Source organism: Paenibacillus sp. J22R160, assembly GCF_059692135.1.
This window is the reverse complement of record NZ_JCAUAU010000017.1, coordinates 94,945-117,446: the sequence shown is the minus strand read 5'-3', so window position 1 is coordinate 117,446 and position 22,502 is coordinate 94,945. Positions and strand designations below refer to the sequence as shown.

At 48.8% G+C, this 22,502-nt stretch carries 20 protein-coding genes and 2 riboswitches; of the genes, 14 read left to right on the top strand and 6 right to left on the bottom strand.

Features of this window, described 5'->3' with window-relative positions; all coding sequences use genetic code 11:
- The first annotated feature begins 109 nt into the window (after positions 1-109).
- Positions 110-2,212 (top strand): transglycosylase domain-containing protein, encoded by a 2,103-nt coding sequence (locus AC58UW_RS25620; RefSeq protein WP_497423402.1) that lies wholly within the window; start codon positions 110-112, stop codon positions 2,210-2,212.
- Positions 2,213-2,394: 182 nt separating this feature from the next.
- On the opposite strand, the gene AC58UW_RS25615 is transcribed toward AC58UW_RS25620, so the two are convergent.
- Positions 2,395-2,886 carry a YwhD family protein gene (locus tag AC58UW_RS25615; RefSeq protein WP_497423420.1) on the bottom strand — a complete coding sequence of 164 codons (492 nt, stop codon included), beginning with the start codon at positions 2,884-2,886 and terminating at the stop codon, positions 2,395-2,397.
- A 251-nt stretch (positions 2,887-3,137) separates the two neighbouring features.
- Between AC58UW_RS25615 and AC58UW_RS25610 the strand changes: the two genes are divergently transcribed.
- The 5 genes from AC58UW_RS25610 (at position 3,138) to AC58UW_RS25590 (ending at position 8,075) form a co-directional block, all read left to right on the top strand.
- Complete coding sequence (locus tag AC58UW_RS25610) at positions 3,138-5,093, top strand: M1 family metallopeptidase (protein ID WP_497423419.1); 1,956 nt, start codon at positions 3,138-3,140, stop codon at positions 5,091-5,093.
- 57 nt (positions 5,094-5,150) lie between these two features.
- Positions 5,151-5,969: a hypothetical protein gene (locus AC58UW_RS25605; RefSeq protein WP_497423401.1), complete on the top strand. Its 819-nt coding sequence runs from the start codon at positions 5,151-5,153 to the stop codon at positions 5,967-5,969.
- A 167-nt stretch (positions 5,970-6,136) separates the two neighbouring features.
- A riboswitch (cyclic di-AMP (ydaO/yuaA leader) is annotated at positions 6,137-6,275 on the top strand.
- Positions 6,276-6,278: 3 nt separating this feature from the next.
- Positions 6,279-6,752 carry a C40 family peptidase gene (locus AC58UW_RS25600; protein WP_497423400.1) on the top strand — a complete coding sequence of 158 codons (474 nt, stop codon included), beginning with the start codon at positions 6,279-6,281 and terminating at the stop codon, positions 6,750-6,752.
- Between the two features lie 131 nt (positions 6,753-6,883).
- A complete protein-coding gene (locus AC58UW_RS25595; RefSeq protein ID WP_497423399.1) occupies positions 6,884-7,495 on the top strand; it encodes an MSMEG_1061 family FMN-dependent PPOX-type flavoprotein in 612 nt (203 codons plus the stop codon).
- A gap of 67 nt (positions 7,496-7,562) precedes the next feature.
- Positions 7,563-7,665: riboswitch (guanidine-I (ykkC/yxkD leader) on the top strand.
- A gap of 89 nt (positions 7,666-7,754) precedes the next feature.
- Positions 7,755-8,075, top strand: a complete 321-nt coding sequence (locus AC58UW_RS25590) for a DMT family transporter (RefSeq protein ID WP_497423398.1) — start codon at positions 7,755-7,757, stop codon at positions 8,073-8,075.
- A gap of 37 nt (positions 8,076-8,112) precedes the next feature.
- Here the strand turns inward: AC58UW_RS25590 and AC58UW_RS25585 are convergent, their stop codons facing one another.
- Positions 8,113-9,006 (bottom strand): methyltransferase domain-containing protein, encoded by an 894-nt coding sequence (locus AC58UW_RS25585; protein WP_497423397.1) that lies wholly within the window; start codon positions 9,004-9,006, stop codon positions 8,113-8,115.
- 198 nt (positions 9,007-9,204) lie between these two features.
- On the opposite strand from AC58UW_RS25585, the gene AC58UW_RS25580 reads away from it, so the two are divergent.
- Positions 9,205-9,780, top strand: a complete 576-nt coding sequence (locus AC58UW_RS25580) for a hypothetical protein (RefSeq protein WP_497423396.1) — start codon at positions 9,205-9,207, stop codon at positions 9,778-9,780.
- Between the two features lie 138 nt (positions 9,781-9,918).
- On the opposite strand, the gene AC58UW_RS25575 is transcribed toward AC58UW_RS25580, so the two are convergent.
- The 3 genes from AC58UW_RS25575 to AC58UW_RS25565 form a co-directional block, all read right to left on the bottom strand.
- Positions 9,919-10,875, bottom strand: coding sequence for a hypothetical protein (locus tag AC58UW_RS25575; RefSeq protein ID WP_497423395.1), 957 nt, complete (start codon positions 10,873-10,875; stop codon positions 9,919-9,921).
- Positions 10,872-11,948: an ABC transporter permease subunit gene (locus AC58UW_RS25570; protein ID WP_497423394.1), complete on the bottom strand. Its 1,077-nt coding sequence runs from the start codon at positions 11,946-11,948 to the stop codon at positions 10,872-10,874. The genes AC58UW_RS25575 and AC58UW_RS25570 overlap by 4 nt, the downstream gene beginning before the upstream one ends.
- A gap of 166 nt (positions 11,949-12,114) precedes the next feature.
- Positions 12,115-13,830, bottom strand: a complete 1,716-nt coding sequence (locus AC58UW_RS25565) for an ABC transporter ATP-binding protein (RefSeq protein ID WP_497423393.1) — start codon at positions 13,828-13,830, stop codon at positions 12,115-12,117.
- Between the two features lie 136 nt (positions 13,831-13,966).
- Here AC58UW_RS25565 and AC58UW_RS25560 point away from each other — a divergent pair, with 136 nt between their 5' ends.
- From AC58UW_RS25560 to AC58UW_RS25540, 5 genes are all read left to right on the top strand, one after another.
- A complete protein-coding gene (locus AC58UW_RS25560) occupies positions 13,967-14,746 on the top strand; it encodes a lipase family protein (protein WP_497423392.1) in 780 nt (259 codons plus the stop codon).
- A gap of 87 nt (positions 14,747-14,833) precedes the next feature.
- Positions 14,834-15,304, top strand: a complete 471-nt coding sequence (locus AC58UW_RS25555; RefSeq protein ID WP_497423391.1) for a hypothetical protein — start codon at positions 14,834-14,836, stop codon at positions 15,302-15,304.
- Positions 15,301-15,807 carry a hypothetical protein gene (locus AC58UW_RS25550; protein ID WP_497423390.1) on the top strand — a complete coding sequence of 169 codons (507 nt, stop codon included), beginning with the start codon at positions 15,301-15,303 and terminating at the stop codon, positions 15,805-15,807. The genes AC58UW_RS25555 and AC58UW_RS25550 overlap by 4 nt, the downstream gene beginning before the upstream one ends.
- Positions 15,808-15,907: 100 nt before the next feature.
- A complete protein-coding gene (locus tag AC58UW_RS25545; RefSeq protein ID WP_497423389.1) occupies positions 15,908-17,437 on the top strand; it encodes an MDR family MFS transporter in 1,530 nt (509 codons plus the stop codon).
- A gap of 174 nt (positions 17,438-17,611) precedes the next feature.
- Entirely contained in the window at positions 17,612-19,465 is a 1,854-nt protein-coding gene (locus AC58UW_RS25540; RefSeq protein ID WP_497423388.1) for a putative bifunctional diguanylate cyclase/phosphodiesterase, read from the top strand.
- Between the two features lie 67 nt (positions 19,466-19,532).
- Here AC58UW_RS25540 and cysK read toward each other — a convergent pair whose 3' ends face one another.
- On the bottom strand, positions 19,533-20,465 hold the full coding sequence (cysK, locus tag AC58UW_RS25535) for a cysteine synthase A (RefSeq protein ID WP_497423387.1): 933 nt from the start codon (positions 20,463-20,465) through the stop codon (positions 19,533-19,535).
- Between the two features lie 224 nt (positions 20,466-20,689).
- On the opposite strand from cysK, the gene AC58UW_RS25530 reads away from it, so the two are divergent.
- A complete protein-coding gene (locus tag AC58UW_RS25530; protein WP_497423386.1) occupies positions 20,690-21,367 on the top strand; it encodes a hypothetical protein in 678 nt (225 codons plus the stop codon).
- Between the two features lie 344 nt (positions 21,368-21,711).
- Entirely contained in the window at positions 21,712-22,467 is a 756-nt protein-coding gene (locus AC58UW_RS25525) for an exodeoxyribonuclease III (RefSeq protein ID WP_497423385.1), read from the top strand.
- Positions 22,468-22,502: the final 35 nt, after the last annotated feature.

Sequence of the window (22,502 nt, the reverse complement as noted above, 5' to 3'; positions counted from 1 at the left end):
TTTACCCATTTCACAAAAAATATTTACAATTTGTTGAATACGGACACCCATGCTTTTCCATACTGGTTAATACGTCCTTAGGACGAAGCAAGAAAGGAGGTAGGAATCGATGTCCGAAAATGAAAACAATCGTCAGCCAACTTCAGGCACTCCGCAAAAAACAAGGGAGCAAGAGGTACCTGCGTCTATGCGTTGGATGCGCCGAATCAAGAAAATGTTCTCCTTTCTCTTCACTTCCTGCGTTCTTCTGCTCATTGCAGCTGCAATCTTCTTCGTGTATTTACGCTCGCAGACGCTGCCTGTAACGAAAATGCTGCAAACTTCTCAAATGTTTGATACGCACGGCGAACTCATCGACACATTTTATTCAGGACAAAATCGACAGGTCGTTTCATTAAAGGAAATTTCACCATACCTTATCAACGCTACGCTCGCCGTGGAGGATCAACATTTCTATGATCATTTCGGTGTCGACGTGAAAGCCGTTGCCCGTGCAGCGATTGTCAATGTGAAAGCAATGGCAAAAGTGCAGGGCGCAGGCACCATCACTCAGCAGTTAGCCCGAAATTTGTATTTGACACATGACCGCACCTGGACGCGTAAAATCAAAGAAACGATGTATGCCGTTCAATTGGAGATGCAGCTAAGCAAGGATGAAATTCTTGCGGATTATTTAAATCAAATTTACTACGGTCATTCGACCTATGGCATAGAAACAGCATCTGAGCTATTCTTCGGCAAACACGCCAGTGAATTGACGTTAGCCGAGAGCGCCATGATTGCCGGTGTCCCGAAAGGGCCACGATACTATTCACCTTATTATGATATGAAAAATGCGCTGGACCGGCAAAAAATTGTGCTCCAAACGATGGTCCGCAGCGGATTCATCACACAGGCTGCCGCAGACGCTGCCGGTAAAGAGAAGCTGACCATCCAACCGCTGACGAAGAAGAAACCTGCAGCAGCCCCTTATTTCAGAGATTATGTACGGACACTAGCTACAGAAAAGCTCGGAATCCCCGAGGAGCAATTCGACGAGGGCGGCATTCGCATTTACACGACACTTGATAAGAAAGCGCAGGAAATCGCCGAAAATGTCGTCAATGGGCAGTTGAGTGGCAAAACTGACCTGCAGGCGGCTCTCGTCGCCATCGACCCACGAACCGGGGAAATCAAAGCGATGGTCGGCGGACGCGACTATACAGAGAATCAGTTCAATAGAGCCTTGTCGAATACAAGGCAGCCGGGGTCCTCTTTTAAACCAATTGTGTATATGGTAGCTCTGCAAAATGGATATACGCCCGTTACACAGGTGAAAAGTGAGCCGACGGTGTTCACATACGATGAAGGGCGCCAGCGTTACACGCCGAGAAACTTCAACGATCAATATGTAAATGCGAATATCGATATGCGGCAGGCGATTTCCAAATCCGATAACATCTATGCGGTTCATACGATTCTGGATGTTGGTCCTGCGAAGGTTATTGATCTGGCCCGCAAGCTGGGCATTGACTCACCGATGAAACCCTTGCCATCACTGGCGCTCGGTTCCTTCCCTGTAAGCCCGCTAGAAATGGCATCCGCTTTCGGAACGATTGCGAATCAGGGTCTGCATAAAGAAGCGACTGCGATTGTGCGGATTGAGGATGCGAACGGTCAGATTTTATATGAAGCAGCTCCGAAAGAGGAGCAGGTGCTTGACCCAGCGGTTGCTTATGTGATGACGAGTCTCATGGAGAGTGTGTTCGAGGAAGGCGGTACGGGTAACCGTGTCGCCAGTACGATCAAGCGGCCAATTGCCGGTAAAACCGGAACGACCGATACGGATGCTTGGCTGGTCGGCTTTACGCCGGAGCTCGCCACAGCCGTATGGGTCGGCTACGATAAGAGCCGGGACATCTCTACCGTCGAATCGCACCTGGCTTCACCTATTTTCGCGGAATTCACGGAGCAAACGCTGGAGGCTATCCCGCCCAAGCTGTTCCAAATTCCGGAAGGCGTAGCCAATGTCTATATTGATCCTGTGAGCGGAAAGCTGTCCAATGAGGATTGCCCGAACGCTCATCTCGAGGCTTTTCTGGCCGGCACGGAGCCAACGACTTACTGTACGGGCAAACCCGCCAAGCCTGCTTCGGGTGATGATAAAAAGGACGCGCCAAAAGGTCAAAACGGCTCTTGGTGGAACGATATCAAACGCTGGTGGAACGACTGATTCCCAGTCCCCGCGCGGCTTTCAGAGAACACAAAAAGGCAGAACTAAGCGCGTCTTAGTCTGCCTTTTTGCTGTCCTAGTATATGAGGTAACATACACTAGGGTCTAGTATACTCGGTTCACCTTGGCGTAACAATGGATGACACATAATGTTCATAATCTCAAATAATGCCTTGGTACGATTAAGAAAGAGCATCTTTCAGCACATCATCCGAGCGGTTCCACCATTCTTCGTTGTGGCTAATTAGCTGTTTCTTCAGGGCTGCTCGCTCGCTGTCGGACAAGCCTTCTAGAATAAATTTACGCTTCATGGCACCGTCCATCTTGTTCACATGATCAGCTAGAATTTTCCAGCCTCTGCGCGCCTCCGTATCGATCAGCATCTCGCAAGCCGCCATGCCAGCATAGTATGCTCCTTCTTCGGTGCGGTCCACAGCCACCCAGACGATCCACGCCTTACGTCCGTTCGGCACATCCTCTTTGTTCGTCGAGAATTTAATTCCCTTCTCGATTTTACTCTTAGCATGCAGTGTGCCTTCATCAAGGTAGGCTTCATCTCCATCGATAATGACCCCTGATACATTGCTAAGATCGATTGCTCCAGCGCCGAATCCTTTGTGATTGACTTTGGAGCTTACTATATTTAAGGCCAGCTTCTTTTTATCCGCTTCCATCGTTGCACCTTCCACTCATCGTAATGTTAAAATGACACCTTTGCTTTCATTGTAGCTAAAGTACTCCATGAGAACAAGAGCAGCGAACCGGGACTTGGTAAGAGCCCACTTTCAGTCGTGTTAACAAATCTTTTCCACTCACAGAAATATTCCCTAGGTTGTCTACATATACATGCTGTAGATGCTTGTTAGGCGGGGTGAATCTATTGAGTGTTTTATTCAAAAACCGAAAGCTACAATGGTTCGTTGTCATGCTCCTTGCAGCAGGCACTGTCTTGCTGTCTGAAACTTTGCTCCCATCTGCAAGTAAACTGACGGTGCCCGTCGTCTCTAAGGAGGAACCGTCAGCTCCGGCGCCGGACATGCAGCCTGCGGATCGCGGCAAATCTTCGGACAAACAAACGCAGGAACCGCTGAGCTACCGCATTGCGGAGTATCACATGAATGTTGCCTACACGCCGGAAACGAGGCAGCTCAAAGGGCAGCAAGCGTTATCGTGGGAAAACCCGGGAACGGTTCCTGTGCAAGAAATTTATCTGCATTTATATCCAAATGCATTCGCATCTAAGAAAACCACGTTTATGCGGGAGTCCGGCGGTAAGCTTAGGCAAGATGAAGCTACAGCCGATAGTACCGGCTGGATGGACTTGCTTTCCGTAAAAACGGCTGACGGCGAGGACCTCACGCCACGCATGGCGTTTGTGCAGCCCGATGACGGCAATAAGGACGACCATACGCTGCTCAAAATACCGCTGTCGAAGCCCGTAGGAGCCGGTGAACGAGTCTCCCTCAAAACGGAGTTTCTCGTCAAGCTGCCTGAAGCCTTTGCCCGAATGGGCTATGTGGACGACTTCGTGATGGCTGGGCAATGGTTCCCAAAGGTTGCCGCTTATGAACGGGCCGGCACAAGGGGACGCACCGAGCCTGGCTGGAATCTCCACCAATATCATGGGAATTCGGAGTTTTATGCGGACTTTGGCTTGTATGACGTGAAAATTCAAGTTCCGGCGAACTACACGGTTGCCGCGACCGGTTTTCCTGTGAAACCTGCTGTGACGGAGAATGGCATGAAGACGTATCAATTTTATGCCGATGATGTGCATGATTTCGCATGGTCTGCTTCACCTCACTTCGTGTATGTGGAAGAACCTTTCTCTACGCCGCAAATACCCGGAGTGAAGATCAAGCTCTATCTTGATCCCAACCATCAGGAATTGAAGGACCGTTATATGTATGCTGCCAAAAAAGCGCTATCCCGCTATAGTCAGTGGTACGGATCGTATCCTTACTCGACCTTGTCCATCGTCGTACCTCCCCCCGGAGGCAACGGAGCAGGCGGGATGGAATATCCTACGCTCATAACGGCTTGGGGCGCGGACGACAAAACGCCGGATCAGGAATTGGAACGCGTTGTTGTACATGAGATCGGACACCAATATTTCTACGGCCTCGTGGCGAGCAATGAGTTCGAAGAAGCTTGGCTGGATGAGGGCTTTACCTCCTATGCCGAGGATAAGGTGATGGAAGCCGATTTCGGAGCGAAACCGAATTTACCTGTCGAGTCCAGCTACATTACTTCTCCGGATGCCCTGCGGCAAAATGCTTGGGCCTATACCGGACATGATCAATACGCAGAAAATGTGTATACAAGAGGCAAACTTGTGCTGAAAGCGATTGAGAAGCAGGTCGGCATCAAGACCATGGATCGAATCATGCGCACCTATTTTCAAAAGTGGCAATTCAAGCATCCTTCCACCAAAGACTTTCAAAACGTTGTCGAGGATGTATCCAAAATGAAGTGGGACGACTTCTTCAATGAATATGTTTACGGCTCGAAGATGATTGATTACTCGATTGAGAGCATCCATGTGAAAGCTGCAGGCAGCAAAGGTGCTGGCCCTTACGAGAGCACGATCCTCATCTCCAAGCGCGGCGGAAATTCGCCTGAGGTGCCGATCCAGTTTCATTTCGCTGATGGCACGGTGCTCGACAAAACATGGGACGGCAAAGAGAGCAGCATTGAATACAAACTAACCCATACGACGCCTGTAGACTGGGTTCGCATCGATCCGAGCTACTCGCTCATTCTTGAGAACAAGCATATTAATAACTACATGCAAGCAGAAGTAGATACCAAGTGGAAGCTCCGCCTAAATCTTGGCATTGTTCAATTCCTGCAAGCTATTTTCGGGTGGGTGGCCTGGTAGGCGCCCACTCTACAAGGCAAGTTTGCCTTCAGCAAACAACGCTTAGGAGGGACACCCGTGACAACTTATCTTAAATCCGGCTTCAGGGCGGCTCTACGGCAACCCTTCGCCACGATTGTCATATTCATGTACCAAATGTGTTGGGGTATGCTGCTTTATAAGCTTGTACAAGGGGTGCTAGTCCCTCTCATGCACCGCTTTCCCGGCGGTGACCAGCCGAAGGAAGCCCTCCAGCTTTTTCTAGCCGAAAGTCAGTTCCAGTTATTCAAAACGGATCTTAGCCATTCCTACTTGTTGTGGCTGGCTGCCTTGCTCCTAGCTCGCATGCTGCTCACCCCTATGCTGAACAGCGGCGTCTACTATTCGCTCACACACTCTGATCAAAATGCCGGCTATCGCTTCGTCCGCGGCATCAAGGAACTCACGCTCCCCTTCTTCGCCGCATATATGATCCGAATCGTCTTGTCACTGCTGCCTCTCATCTGGGTGCTGCCCAAAGCGCAGAAGGTGCTCGCTCACAGCACATCTTATGAACAAGCCTCTCTCGACTTATTGCCTTGGTTAATCGGTATGCTGGTATATGGATTCTTGCTGCATCTGCTTTTTATGTACGTGCAGTTCGCCATTGCTGCGCAGCTCGGCATTCTATCCACGGTGATAACGTTCATGCGGTATTCGCTTCCGATTATCGGCCTTTCCCTAATACTTGTCCTCAGTTCAGGACTTTTGGCAGGGATTACAGTCACAACGACCTATATCTGGGCAGGTCTGGTAGCGCTAATCATTTATCAGCTTTTCCCGCTCTTCCATATTTTCATGCAAATGTGGTCCATCACCTCCCAATTTCAGCTTCTTTCCGCCAAAATGGGACGATAAAAAATAATAAATTAAACCAAAAATGGTTTAGAATTGTTCAATCCCCTTGCAAAAGGGGGTTTTTTTGTCTGTAAAGCGAACCTTTACACATTTTTTCAGACCATATTGCACGAAAAAGGAGGAATTTCGATGTTTATGACGAATTAAGTAACTAGCCTTAAAAAACCAAATATTTCATGCCGAATTCCTCATTTCTTGGGGAAACGGGGGAACCACTCCGGGTGAATTGATCTTGCAAGACAGGGATCATAGGGAACCTTCAACCGAACCCTCCAGCTAACCTCGTAGGCACCGGAAGGAGACAAGCAGTTGAAAAAGGTTGTTGCTCTTTTTTTTAGTCTTGTTTTGTTTTTGAGTGTAGCTTTAGGGAGTGTGTCTGCAGCAGAATCCACATTGGACACAACGGTTAACGAATTGATCGGAACACCGTACCGCGATGCGGGAACGACAACAAGAGGCTTTGATTGCTCTGGTTTCACCGCGTACGTGTTCAATAAATTCGGCATTGACCTTCCTCATAGTTCAGCAGCTCAAAATAAAGAGGGCTACTGGATCGACAAAAGTGATCTTCGTAAAGGTGATCTTGTGTTCTTCGACACAGGGGGCAAAGGCGTTTCTCACGTTGGCATCTACCTTGGAAACGGTGAATTCATTCACTCTGCTTCCAATGAAGGCATTGTGATCAACAAGCTCAGCCAATCCTACTATGCGAAAAGGTATGTATCCGCTAGACGTGTTCTGTGGGATGATATCTACAATCAACTAACTGCTGAATCCAAGTAATTTTCTTGTTCATCATGAATAAAGCCCAGACCAGCGTTAGCTCGAATGAGCCCGCTTTTCAGGGCTTTTATTCATTTCTTGTGGTAACAAATTTGTCAGAAGTCCTACGGCTTCGAGAAAGGACACGAATCATGTCGCTAACAAGCGGAAACGACAAACCGCCATTCCCTGGTATTATTCAGTCCCTTGAGGAGTTAAGGCCCCGTGTTGGTGAACCACACGCTGCCGTCCAGAATAAAGTCATCTCCAGCATCGACGATCATATACGCGCTTTTTTGGCTAAATCCCCTTTATTTTTCTTATCCACATCAAATAAAGAGGGTCTTTGCGATGTCTCTCCGCGCGGCGACCATCCGGGCTTCGTCCGTGTTCTGGATGATCAGCGTCTGATCTATCCAGAACGGCTTGGGAATCGCCGCATCGACTCTATGCAAAATTTGCTCGACAATCCCCAAGTCGGCATGGTGTTCGTCATCCCCGGCGTCGAAACCGTGCTGCGGATTAACGGGCGCGCTTGGCTGACGCAGGATGAGCAGCTGCTGGAAAGTATGCAGCTTGGCGGCAAGCTCCCTGTTGTCGCGGTTGGCGTTGAAGTGCAGGAATGCTTCGTTCACTGCAGCCGCGCCCTCAAGCTATCCAAGGTTTGGGAGCAAGACGCTTGGCTGCCAGCGCAGGAGCACCCGGACAGCATGGCCATGTTCCGTGCTCACGTCGCTCGGAATGGCATCGAGCTGAAGGAATAGGGCAAGTATCACCCTTATTCCAAAAGGTGTAACTTGACATAGCATGTAAGACGTCCTATAATGACGGCATCATGTTTCTAGGGTTCCGTGGCGCTGCAGCGTCAGTCTGGTCCGAGAGAAAACACACAGCGGATACGCTGTGATCACGGAGGGGAAAAAGCCCGGGAGTCTTATCGCGCAGCGATATTGCTTCCAGGCTTTTTCTTTTTTGCCGCGATCTAAGGGCATATTCGTTTACTTTTTAAAGGAGTGATTCAAGATGGCATGGTTATATCTCGTCATTGCAGGTGTTTTTGAAGTCGTTTGGGCGATCTCATTGAAGTTTTCTAATGGTTTTACACGACTGATTCCATCCAGCATCACCATTGTCGGCATGATCATCAGCTTTTATTTTCTGGCAGCAGCTACGAAAACTCTTCCCATCGGCACAGCCTACGCGGCTTTGACGGGGATTGGCGCTGTAGGTGCGATTATTATCGGCACCCTATTTCTGAATGAGCCTGTTAGTTTACTGCGTATCCTATTCATGATCCTCATTCTCGTCGGCGTTCTCGGCCTTAAGTTCACATCCGGACATTAAGCCTACCGTTTGTCACTTCACTTTGGCCGAAGATTTCCTAAGCCACTATGTAACTAACATACCAGAAAGAGCTGCCAACAAATATGCGCAGATTCTCCGACAGCGGCTTAAAGATTTCATTCAACTCTTCGTACGAATAGTAGTTTTTAATAATTTCATGCTTGGAGCCATCGGCCAGCTCCCTTCTTTTGTACGTATCTTCGCTATGTTCACTCGTAATCAGCTCGCCGCCTCTTCCCGGCACGTACACATTATCCGCCATAAAAACGCAGGCCCCTCGTCCAAGCCGCTCGTGGAATCCTTGCAGAAAGGAATCCAGGCGATTTTTCGGAATATGCGAAAACCAGAAGTTGGCGAGACCGTAGTCAAAGTCCCCTTTTACCTCAGATAGCCGGTAGGCGTCCCCTTCCACGAACGAAGTATTATGAAGCGGCCAGGACTTAGATTCAGCAATTCGCAGCACCTCTGGTCGAACGTCCACACCAACGATGTGTTTGGCCGTTTCCGCCATGAACTGTGTCCAATATCCAGTACCGCAAGCCACCTCCAGAACACGGCTCCCAGTTACCTGCTTCTGCACGATATCCGCCAGCATCGCAAGTTCTTGCTGATAATCCGTATCCTCGCGCGCGTAAATCCGTTCATATTCCGCCGCTCGCGCTCCATAATAATCCTGCATGCCTTCTTTCTCTTCACGCAAAAGCCGCTGCCGATCCGTCACTTCGTGAACGACCCGCTGTTTAACTGCCAATAAGTCGGCAAAAATAGCTCCGCCCTGCGAGGCATAATTCGCCAGTAGACCATGCGTCGCCATCACAATAAGCTGCGTCATAGACAAGCCCGTCTCCTCAGCCATGCGCTCCAGATCAGTCTTCACCTTTTCAGGTAAGTAGACGGAAAGTCTTTTGGTTTTATCGTTCTTGTCATCCATTTGGAGAATCCTCCTTTGCATTTTCATCATTTTAACATATATTATATGTCATTCAAACACATTAATTGCGCTACTTTCATTTCGCAGAGAAATTTAGGCTGCTTGAAATTGAAATACTAGCCACTAACCCTCGCAAATCGCTCTAGTAAACATAGAATACAAAGCAAGTATATTCATATGTTGATAGGAGATGGAGAAATGATTTCAAAAAAACGTATTGCTGGAAAACCGAGCAGAATTGTTCGGCTCCCCAAGAGCGCAGGGCTGCCAAGAAGCAAAGCCATGCTGCTGTACCGCACGCAACTTAGAAAGTACCATAAGCCCGGAACGGGCCGCTTTCTGAGCCAACGCACAGTTTCGATCGGAACCGACAATTCGTGGTTCAATGCGCAAATCATACCGCGCGACCCAGCGTGGGTGTCCGTTCCTAATGCCAACTACGTTTGGTACTCTGGGAACTTAAACAGTGAGAATGCCATTATTTCGACACGCTTCACGCTTGCTCAAAATAGAGCCATTCTCGGCGCTTCTCTCTTCCTATCTGTCGACAATTATGCCGTAGTCATCATCAACGGCGTGCCGCTCCTCTTTGACGGACCGCAGAATACACCTTCTTTCTACAACCCTGGCCGTACTTTCGACATTCGCCGATTTGTAAGACGCGGACGCAATGATATCGTCATCATCGCCTTTAACTTTGGCGGACCGCGCAGTGCGCAAATGCCTGCAGGCGTTGCCGCTAGACTCGATTTCCGACTCAGCTCCTTGCAATAGCGGGTTAGCACACAAGGATAAACGACTTCATCTTCCTTTTGGGACGAGCGCGTTTGTCAAGGCAGAGCGAAGCAAGAGTAAATTCTTATCTACTGAAAAAGGTCGGGCCACCATCCGTGGATGGAACCCGACCTTTTTCTACATCAACTGCCGTTCGCCCCCGTAGCGGCGTTTCAATTGGCTTAAGAAGAACTGCAACGAGAGGAATAACAGGGCGAAGCTGGTACCTACGCTCAAAATAATCCAAGGATGCAGCCTAATGTACCTGGAGCCGTAGGCGATAAGAGACAACCATTCCCCCGATGTTGTGATTGTAATGGAGTAGCCAGCGTCGCTGTCGCCAATTGTTTCAGTACCTCCGAGTACGATATTAAAGACGGCCAATTGACCCAGCAGGAAAAGCACTTGCATGAATTCGCTAAGGAACATGAACGTCATTTCATTCCTCATGCAGGGAATTAAATGCCGGACTGTGCGATGAAGAACAGAGCCTCCCATTAAACGCGATGCTTCAATAAATAACTTATCATTATAATAGCGTGTACGTTCGGCTATCTGATGCGCTAGCGGAAATACGCCGATGAACGTGACGAGAATGACGAAGGTGGCGGAGTAGAGCATCTTATAGTGCGCATCCGCCTTCACCCACTGATCCAGCCTCAACCCGAAATACATCCCAGCGAGTGGCGGAAATAGAAATACAAAAGCCGGTACGGATGCGACTACCCACTGCATAGCCTTTAGAACACCCCACCCTCTGCCAGTGGTCCCGCTCCACAATCCCCAAGGCAGCGCAATTACAAAACGAAGCAGCGTTAAAGCTAAAGTCGTCCCCAACGTGTATTTCAATCCATTAAGCAGCAGGCTCAGCATATCAAAGCCCCGGTGATCCGTTCCGAGCAGGAACGTGCTGTTCGGCGAGAACGGTGGAATGTTGTAGCGTGTTTTCCCGTCTTGTTCATATTGAATCATGTTGATTTTGTCCTCCGGCGCGATGCCGTGTGGCTTCAGCCATGTGCCGAATATCGCAACAAGGAGAATAAGCACGATAAGCGCAATTGAGATGTAAAATGCGCTTGATGAGCGTTTAATCATCGTGAGACGACCTCCCCTGTGCGAACGACAAACCTTTTACGCAGCAAGGCATACAGCACGTGAAAAGCCATCGCGAGCAGCACCAGCGACATGCAAATGACTGACATCGATGTGACGCTTTGCATGGCAGGCGAAGTAATGAAGCCTCCCAGGCCAAAAATGCCGCAGATCGCTTCCGCAACAGCCATACTCGCCAGTGCCAGTGTGGTCGCCTTCGGCAAGATCGAGAGCAAATCGAGCATGACATTACGCAGTACATGAGAGATCAGCACCTCTCCACGGGTCAACCCTTTGGCTTGTGCGGTAACGACATAGTCCTGACCCAGCTCTCGCGCAATGGCGACGCGCATCGTACCGTAAATCGTAACTGACGGAATCAGCGCGATAGTGAGAAAGGGGATAAGAAAAGGCGTTTTGTCACCGACTTGTACAATGAGCAGGACGTAATGTCCCAGAAGCTTCGTCGCATAGATCGCACCTAATTGAATAAGTACAATTAAGAAAAAATCGGGTAAGCCCACTAGCAGAGCCTGTGCACCATCTAGTACAACGCCTAATCTGCGCCACAATGAGGCAGACATCGCCATGAGCATGCTTAGCACAATTGCCATCAGCAACCCAGGGATGAAATACGTACACGTGCGAAGCAGCATAGTCGGAAGCTCTCCGATCACAGAAATTTCATTGCGGTTGTACGGACTGCGGAATTTACCGAAATCTCCATGGAAGAAGCCTTGGACTTGCTCTTTCACCGAATAACCATAATACCGCCATGAAATGATAGGACGCTCCAATGGAACAGCTGACGCACGGTAAATACCTTTGATCGTCAACGACTTGCCGACGTAGTCCCACGACTTGCCATAGGGAACGGCCAGCAGACCTGTTTTGTCATTAAGTACGCGGCTTCCAGGCAGTTGTTCACTTATTTTCTGAATGCTTGTATCCGGTCCGAGCGTGACCCGAATTTGATCTGGCTGGGTAGACAAGAATGCATTTCGGATGTTGCTCAGAAAGAAGATGCACACAAGTGTAAACATCCCGAGTAACAGCCACCGAATCGTTGACTTCAAAACCGGTCACCCCGTTCTATTATTCACCGTTGGTAGATAACTATTTCATAGTTTACCATGATTCATTTGGGAGCACTATCCATTTTAGATCAACCAGCTCGCAAAACAAAAAAACCTGGCACGCGATCACTAAGATTGCTGCCAGGATTCATCAGACTCTGCTCGTTCACGAGCTAAACTGCGCTTGGTGCAGACGGCTGTAAACGCCGCCTACTGCAATAAGCTCCTCGTGAGCGCCTTGCTCGGTAATGCCCTGCTCCGTCACGACGACGATGCGGTCTGCATTCTTGATCGTCGCTAGCCGATGGGCGATCACAAGCGTGGTCCGGCCCTGCGACAGCTCGGCCAAGGACTGCTGAATCGCCGCCTCGGTCTCGGTGTCGAGCGCCGACGTCGCCTCATCGAGGATGAGAATCGGCGGATTCTTCAGGAACATCCGCGCGATCGCAAGGCGCTGCTTCTGTCCGCCCGAGAGCTTGACGCCGCGCTCGCCAACAACCGTGTCCAGCCCCTTCGGCTGGGACTGAATGTATCCTTCCAGCTGCGCACGCCGTGCAGCTTCCCAGATCTCGGCATCCGACGCGCCTAGCTTGCCGTAAGCAATGTTCTCCCGCAGGGTGCCGGAGAACAAGAACACATCCTGCTGCACGATGCCAATCTGGCGGCGCAGCGACTCCAACTGGATACCGCGTATATCCATGCCGTCAATGGAAATGCTGCCTTCATTGACATCGTAAAATCTCGGCAGCAAGCTGCATATCGTCGTCTTGCCTGCACCGGAAGGACCCACGAAAGCAACGGTTTCCCCTGCCCGGATGGATAAGGAAATATGATTCAAAACCCGGGCTTCCTGCCCGTACCCAAAGGAGACAGAATCGAATGTAATTTGGCCTTCCAGATGGTCAACCTTCACGGCGTCAGGCCGATCAGACACTTCGGTCTCTGTGTCCATGACTTCGCAATACCGCTTAAACCCGGCAATCCCTTTGGGATAGCTCTCAATGACGTTATTAATTTTCTGGATTGGACCCAGAAACACATTCGTCAATAGAACGAACGCAATAAATTCCCCATAGGAAATTTGCTTATCAATCACGAACCAAGTTCCGCAAATCAACACGAACACCGTCACCAAACGCATGAGAATATAACTTAAGGAGACATTCCATGCCATGATTTTATACGAAAGCAGCTTGGTTATGCGGAACCGCCCATTGTTAACCTCAAAGAGCTTCTTCTCGTAAGACTCGTTCGCAAAAGCTTGAACGACACGAATGCCGCCAATGTTATCTTCGACTCTAGCATTAATATCGGCTAGATCGCCCATCATCCGGCGAAATGTCTTCGTCATTTTTTGATTAAAATACACGGCGATCCAGAGCAGCACAGGTACAATCACGAAGGTTAGCAGCGCCAACTTCACATTAATACTCAGCATCAGCAGAAGCGCGCCGATTAGCGTCATTACCGCAATAAATAAATCCTCGGGACCATGATGCGCCACTTCGCCAATCTCTAGCAAATCGTTCGCCATACGCGACATCAATTGACCTGTTTTGTTATTGTCATAGAACCGGAAGGAAAGCTTCTGTAGATGGTCGAACATTTTTTTCCGCATATCCGTCTCGATATTAATTCCCAGCTTATGACCCCAATACGTGACGATGAAATTCAGCACTGTGTTCAGTCCGTAAACGGCAAGCAGCCCTGCACAAGCCCATAGAATCCAAGCCCAATTCCCGGCAGGCAGTAATTTATCGACCACTTGATTGACAGCTAACGGAAAACCAAGCTCCAGAAGCCCAGCCACAACCGCGCAAGTAAAATCCAAAATAAATAAGTGCTTATAAGGCCTATAGTACGAAAAGAAACGTTTCAACACGTTAATTCACACCTCCATCGACTATTATACATCAAAGAAAATGAATGAGGAAAAAAATAGGCGGTTACCGGAAGACAGCTGTCCATAATTTTCATATATATAGTTGAACAGCATTCTGTGTGTGGAGGAACTGACAATGCTAATCAACTCATTGGACACACGAACCGCGATCTTCCTTGCCGCTATGTGCAGTCAGAGCTACGGGCAGCTTGAGAAAGGTCCTGAAAACGTCATTTTACCCCGCAATTATCGGATGGTTTCCTCCTTTACGGCAACCTCAGCCTTTAGCGATAAAGAGCTATTCGGTTTTATTGCTGAGTCTGACAGGCAGATTGTGATTGTTTTTAGAGGCACACGTTCGACGTCCGATTGGATCTCCGATGCTATAGCCAGACAGACAGCATTCCCCTACGCCAAAGACGGAGGCCTTGTCCACAAAGGCTTTCTCGATATCTACATCAGCGCCCGCAAACAGATTATAACCGCCATGTCCAAGCTTTCTCCTCGTAAAACACTCTACCTCACAGGACACAGTCTTGGAGGATGTCTCGCGAACTTGTGCGCCGTTGATCTGACGACTAACACGAAGTTTAAGGAACCTTCTATTTATACTTATGGTTCACCGCGCGTCGGAAACCCAGATTTCGCCAGTCTCTTCAACCGCAGAACCGGACCACATTATCGCATTTACAATACCAATGACTTCGTCCCTGAGCTTCCGCCCTTCATCTATAGGTCTCCCCGAACTGACCAAGTCTATCACTACCTGCATGTCAAAAAAGGTGTCGAACTCACCTACCAAGCTGGCTCCATGTCCGCGAACCATGCGATTAGCGGCTATTTCACCGAGTTGGCGAAGCTTGATCCCCGCTATGCCGAACAATTACAAAGTCGAACACCAGGATTTTGCCCGTGACCCGTGCATACCCGCAAGGTTTAAACAACTCAATAACGGCAAGGATAGAGGTTGATGCTTATTTTCATACAAAAGGGGAGCTCAGCCTTGAACCTGGTATTTTTTCTGGTTTTAACTTGGTATTGCATACATGTGTTAGTCACTCTGCCCAAAAAACTTCCGCTCATGACGAATGTGCTGCTTTACATGGTTTTGTCCATCATTGACATCAATCGCATGGCATTATTCAGTAATAATCTAAGCTTGTACCGCTTTAGCACGCAAGTCCCTGAGTTCCTTACCGTGATCCTATATCGGGATTTCATATACTGCTTTACTTTTCTTACTTTTGCCAATGTGTATCTCACAGCTTCTAGAGTTCTCATTAAAGTGCTTATTTCCCTCTATAGCTTCATCTTTCTCCTTATATGCTGCCTGATTCTCAAGAAGACAGCTGCCATAATTAATCTGACATGGAACCTCTACTATGATAGTATTACGCTGCTGATCATGATGATTGTGACGTATTGTCTAGGTCGTTGGCTGCTGCATGTGACGCGGAAGGAGAGGTCCGCATGAATGAGGAGATCACCTACGACAGCCATTTCAACGCAAATGAGTGGTTTGTCATCGCCATGACTGTTCTTGGCCTGGTAATGATTCTGGTATTACCCAAAAGGTTCACCCCTGTACAGACCTTGTTCACTTTGCTGATCGGGATCGTATTTGGTCTTATTTTTGATCAGACGATTGGCATTCCTCCCTTTGATTTCTACGACATCGGAGATAGTTCCAAGCATCAGTTGTTCGATATATTTTCCTATGCGATGTACGCTCCCTTTGGTTACCACTTTATTTACCTATCCAAATGGCTCGGTCTAAAAGGTTTTTATCTCATTCCTTACATAGTAATCTGGTCGCTCCTAAGTGTAGGCATTGAATGGCTCAGCTTACTGGTCGGAGTCTTTCATTATAAACATGGGTACCAGCTCATGTTCTCCATCCCTATTTACTTGTTTCTGCAGTCGATTCATTATTTGCTGTTTCAGACACTGCTCGATGATCAAAAGCAGAGTGAATGAAAATATAAAATGCGTCAATCAACCCTGACAGACTCTTGTCAGGGTTACTTGTTTATAATCCAGATATACCAATTAATCATAGAAGGGAAATGATCACTTGATGAAATCAATGAACCAAACCGGCATCGTTATAGCCGGATTACTGCTCGCTATTCTCATGGCTTCCATGGACAATACCATCGTCGCAACAGCTATGGGCTCTATTATCGCAGACCTCGGAGGACTGGATAAATTCGTGTGGGTCACATCCGCCTATATGGTCGCTGAAATGGCGGGAATGCCCATCTTCGGCAAGCTCTCGGATATGTATGGGCGCAAACGTTTTTTCATCTTCGGCATCGTAGTCTTTATGCTAGGCTCTGCTCTCTGCGGAACGGCCACTTCCATCGTACAGTTAAGCATCTATCGCGCTATTCAGGGGATTGGCGGAGGGGCTTTGGTCCCTATTGCCTTCACGATTATGTTCGATGCCGTTAAACCTGAAAGCCGTGGCAAATTAATGGGACTATTCGGCGCGGTTTTCGGCATGTCCAGCATTTTCGGACCACTGCTTGGCGCATATATGACCGATTACGTGAAATGGGAGTGGATCTTCTATATTAATCTTCCACTAGGTCTCATTGCCTTCCTGATGGTCGCCATTTTCTATAAGGAATCCCTTCAGCACGTTAAGCAGCGTATCGATTGGACCGGTGCTTTCACGCTTGTAGGGGCAATCGTCTGTCTCATGTTCGCTATGGAGCTTGGCGGGAAGCAATATGCCTGGAATTCGGCTCCCATTCTTGGACTATTCGCCGGTTTTGCCTTGCTCACCATTTTATTCATCTACGCGGAAACTCGGGCGGAAGAACCGATTATTTCCTTCGGTATGTTCCGTGACCGTCTATATGCAGCAAGCAATGCGATAGCGATGTTAAGTGGCGCCGCCTTCATCACGGCATCTGTGTATATTCCGATCTTTATTCAAGGCGTACTTGGCGGGAGCGCCACTAATTCCGGGCTTGTGCTGCTGCCGATGATGCTGGGAACCGTCGTTACCGCTACGGCTGGAGGCTTCCTGATCAGCAAGTTTACGTATCGCGCTATTCTCATCTCAACCCTCGTGCTGCTTGTGGCGGGAATGGCTCTGCTGATGACGTTAACACCAGAGTCAACGCGCTTGACCATCACCCTCTACATGATCCTAGTAGGTCTTGGGATTGGCGCTTCCTTCTCGGTTCTGAGCAACGCCGCCATTCATTCGGTACCAGCCACTAGGCGGGGAGCAGCTAGTTCCACGCTGAATTTCCTCCGCTCACTGGGTATGACGATTGGCATTACCGTCTTCGGTATTATTCAAAGCCATTCGCTGACGAAGCACTTAGCGGATGCTTTCTCAGGCAGCGGCGCTTCCGCTTTACCGCAAGGTTTCGACGTCAAAGATCCGCATGCGCTGCTCGATCCAGCAACCCGCACCCAAGTTCCAGCAGGAGTTCTCGGTCAAATTTCCGATGGTCTGTCATCGTCTATCGCGACTACGTTTGCTTGGGGGCTTATCCCCGCCGTACTTGCTTTAGCTGCCGCTTTCACAATGAGCAGAGAGAAATTTGAAATTGAGCGCCATACAGAGGCTTACACCGCATCCCATTAAAATAAAAGGTCCCCTTCCGCTCAACATTGAGCTGGATGGGGATTTTTTATTATCCGCTCAGTTTTCTGGCAAAGGTTTACAAAAATCTAGTTTTAATTTACAATTTTCAACAGGATCACTAACCATTCGACACGAACCTACAGAAGACTAATTTTGATAGGGGCATTTATACAAATGGATCTTTTAATAAGCGAGAATCGCTGTCAGAGAAATACGATTGCCTTGCGATTATTGCTGCTAAATTTCACAATTATCATCCTAGTCATCACTTTTGCCTACTTGAAGCTCGGGTTAACTGCTCCCCATTTTTTGTATATGGTTGCCGCCAATGTCCTGACCCTTTCCACTTATGTCATCTTCTATTCCTATCACAAGGATTCCGGCTGGATCGGCTATATCCCAATTGGGGGACAGTTTCTCAATACAATTCTTTTAATGATGTTTGTACCTGCGGTAACGAATACATTCAGCAGTATTTACATCGTCGTTGTAGCCGCAGTTTTTATGCGCAGAAAGGTGATGTTTGTCGCCATTTCACTTGTTTTGGCAGCGGACGCCTACTTCTTCTTATTTGTAGAAGCCAAGAGCTTCGAACTGTCGTCTCAAATACTAACAGGCATTCTTACGTGGTCACTGCTCATTATCATCAGCTTGCTCCTGGTTTCCAGCAATAACAGAAAGCTCATGGAACGCTTCTTCACGTTGCAGAAAGACACGCTGGATAAAGCCGAGCAAATCAAGCATATGGCCTCCACCGATAGTTTAACCCTGCTACCGAATCGATTTTCCGCTTATGAACACTTAGAGCATGCGATCCAGCAAGCAGGTGCTGCTAATGGCCGAGTTTGTGTAATCTGGGTTAACATTGATAACTTTCAAATGATTAATGATTCTGTGGGGTATGCCACAGGTGACCAATATTTGCGATTTTTTGCCCGTAAAATGGTACATACGTTTACTCCCGGCATGCATGTTTCCCGATCAGGGGGAGATGAGTTTAACCTCATTTTGGAAGTAGGCGACAATGATACGGATTTCATTAGCACGGTTCATGCCATTTGGAAAGCTTGCCAATCCCCTTTTCAAGTCGCTGGCGTTTCCTTTCCGCTCAAAGTGAGTATGGGCGTCGCCTTGTATCCGGATCATGGGCAAACTGCCGAGCAGCTGCTCAAGTGCGCCGATGTCGCTATGCGTAAGGCCAAAGCCGGCGGGAAGCATCAGTTCCGGATTTTTGATGAAACGATGCGATTGGATCAGCTCTATAAGCGGAAGCTGGAAGATGCGCTGCAGGGAGCCTTGGCACAGAATCAGTTCACTCTGCATTTTCAGAAGCAAATCCATGTGCCTAGCGGTGAGGTCAAAGGGTACGAGGCTTTGCTGCGATGGCAGCAGCCGGATGGGGTGTACATTCCCCCAAGTGAATGGATTCAACTGGCCGAAGAGACCGGGCTCATTGTGCCGATCGGTTACTGGGTGCTGCAAACAGCTTGTCATACAGCTAAAAAGTGGCAGATTGCCTCACAGATGTCTTTTACCATATCCGTCAATATCTCTGCGCTACAGTTGATGCAGTATGATTTTGCGGATCAGGTTATGGCCATCTTAGCGGAGACTGGGCTGGACCCACGCCACCTTGTGCTCGAGCTCACGGAGACCCTGCTCATTCAATCTATTGAAACATCCACCAACCACCTGAACTTCCTAAGGGATAAAGGGGTGCGCATCGCGCTCGACGATTTCGGCAAGGGCTTCTCTTCCCTCAGTTATATCAAGCAATTGCCGGCAGATATTATCAAAATTGATAAGTCCTTCATTGATCATATTGACGATTCAACCGTAGATCGGGTGATTATGGAGTCGATCATCACACTCGTTCAGCGAATTGATAAAGAGGTCGTCGCCGAAGGCGTAGAGAAGCAGGAACAGCTGCTCATACTGCAAGCGGTCGGCTGTGATTTCGTACAGGGGTACTATTTCAGCAAACCTCTGCCTGAACATCAGGCTTTCCACGCGCTGGTTCAAGCCTAGCGCCAAAAGACCGCCCTATAACCGATAACCGGGAGCGGTCTTTTTTTAAATTGAGATCAGACCTCGATTACTCGTCAAAAAGTGGCGTAGATAAATACCGCTCTCCGGTATCCGGCAGGATGACCACGATGGTCTTCCCTTTGTTCTCCGGCCGCTTGGCAATCTCCGTTGCCGCATAAGCCGCCGCTCCCGAGGAGATGCCGACCAGCAGTCCCTCCGTCTTCGCCAGCGCGCGAGCGGTAGCAAAGGCATCCTCGTCGGATACGCTAACGATTTCGTCGACAACGGAGCGGTCATAATTATCTGGCACGAAGCCGGCGCCAATGCCTTGAATCTGGTGCGCGCCACGCGGGCCACCAAGTAGTACTGGTGAATTGGCTGGCTCTACGGCGATGACTTGCACGGATGGATTCCTTTTCTTCAAAACATCCCCCACACCGGTGATCGTCCCGCCCGAACCCACACCAGCAACGAAAATATCGACATTTCCGTTTGTATCCCGCCAAATCTCCTCAGCTGTCGTCTTTCTATGCACCTCAGGGTTAGCTGGATTGCTGAATTGCTGTGGGATGTAGGCATTGGGTAACTCTGCTGCCAGCTCCTCTGCTTTCTTCATCGCCCCCATCATTCCTTCAGAAGCAGGCGTGAGTACAACTTCGGCACCCAGCGCCTTCAGTAATTTCCTTCGTTCAATACTGAACGATTCCGGAATCGTAATGACTAAGCGGTACCCTAATGCCGCAGCGGCGAATGCAAGCCCTATCCCAGTATTTCCGCTGGTTGGCTCTATAATAACGGTGTCTGGTGTTAGTTTACCGGCTTTCTCGGCTTCTTTGATCATGGCGAAAGCGATACGATCTTTGACACTTCCGGCCGGATTAAAATATTCCAACTTCGCCATTATCTTGGCTTCTAAGCCCTGCCGTTTATTGTAATTCCAGAGCTCTAGCAGCGGCGTATTGCCGATTAGCTCTGTCAAATTATTGTATATGGTCGCCATCTCGTATGACCTCGCCTTCTCTAATTATTAAACCTATGAACTTACTTGGATAAGAAAAGTATAGCTTGGAAGTGGCGAAAAATGAAATCAGTAATGTTGATAAGGGAGTAAGATATTTTCTTATATATGAGGAATTGATATTCTTATCTAGACGAAGAACGTCCTTTCGCCTCGCGGTGCAAGGGCGTTTTTCTATTTTATTTGCACAGGAGGAGGTTTGGGAATTGGATTTTGAATTGCTACATGCTTCATTTATTACGAACCACGCAGCTCTTCGGAGCGGCGAACAGAAGGGGCGGTTATTGAGGGGACATGCGTATGCGGAGAAGCTTTTTCTTCAGCAGGTGTGGGCGCCGTTGTTCGGACATTTCGACAACCTTCACCCCGAGTATGAAATCTACGATTGGAACCGTAAATCCCAGTTTCTCGATTTTGCTTACATCACGCCTTTTGGGAAATTTGGTATTGAATGTGATGGCTTTCAGAGCCATGTCAAGGATATGGATCGCGAGAAATTCAGCTATGCGCTGAATCGCGAAACTTTTTTGACTGCTATGGGCTGGAAAATGATGCACTTCTCATTCGACGACATCCAGGGCCGTCCCGAGGTATGCCGGATGCTTCTACAGATGGTTGTCGGACCTTGCATGCTCCGAAACGGTGCAATTACCTCCAGATCAGCTGATCAGATGATGGAGATGGAAGTGTTGCGGCTGGCCTGGATGCTCGGTCGGGCAATACGCCCGCAGGATGTCATTCAGCAATTGGACGTTGATTTTCGCACTGCGCGCAAGTGGCTGCGCGGCTTGGTTGAGAAGGGATGCTTGTCTCCCGTTGCTACGGGGAATAGCATCCGCACTTACGAGCTGAAGGAGGGATCTTGGGGGCATCTATGCATATAGATGCTTCGTAAGCCTCCTTTGGGGGAGTTTCCATTGGACGAAATCCAATGGAGAGGCTGCGTGAGAGGCCAAATGTGTGATTTCATTGGACAGAATCCAATGGGGTCACTTGCATTTGGGGTAACAAGGGGGGTTGAGGGAGCCTTCATTGGAAATCATCCAATGGGATGGCCATTTTGGGGGTGAATGTTTGCCTTTCGTTGGATTTCATCCAATGACAGGTGCGGGTGCGGGTGCGGGTGCAGGTGCAGGTGCGGGTTGAAACCCGCTCACTAATGTAGCAAAAGTGATCTTATGTTACACTAATAGGAGAAATCATTGCGAGCGTTAGGAGAAATTGACGAATGAAACTGGTATCGTGGAATGTGAATGGCTTGCGCGCATGCGTGAATAAAGGCTTCGTAGATTATGTCAAGGAGACAGATGCCGATATGATCTGTGTGCAAGAGACGAAGCTGCAAGAGGGACAAATCGCCCTCGAACTCGGCGAGGACTACAAGCAGTACTGGAATTACGCTGTCAAAAAAGGCTACTCCGGCACAGCCGTTTTCACCAAGCTCGAGCCGCTTTCCGTGCGCTATGGCATGGAGGAAGATGAAGAACCTGAGGGCCGGATCATCACGCTCGAGTTCGAAGACTTTTACCTAGTGACGGTGTATACTCCGAACGCCAAACGTGATCTCTCTAGGCTGGACTACCGCCTGGAATGGGAGGATCGCTTTCGCAGCTATCTCGCGCAGCTGGATGCGAAGAAGCCGGTTATCGCCTGCGGCGATCTGAATGTCGCTCATCATGAGATCGACTTAAAAAACGCCAAGGGCAACCACAACAACTCCGGCTTCACCCTAGAGGAGCGCGGGAAAATGACCGAGCTGCTGGAGGCTGGTTTCATCGACACCTTCCGTCATCTCTACCCGGATCGGACCGACGTATACAGCTGGTGGTCCAATATGCCCGGCGTGCGAGCACGGAATGTCGGATGGCGCATTGACTATTTTATCGCTTCGGCAAGGCTGAGTTCCAACATCGTCGCCGCCGACATCGACTTCCAAACATTGGGCAGCGATCATTGCCCTGTTCGTTTGGAAGTGGCCTTTTAACCAGTTACAAAGTTAAAACACCATAAGCGTTCTCT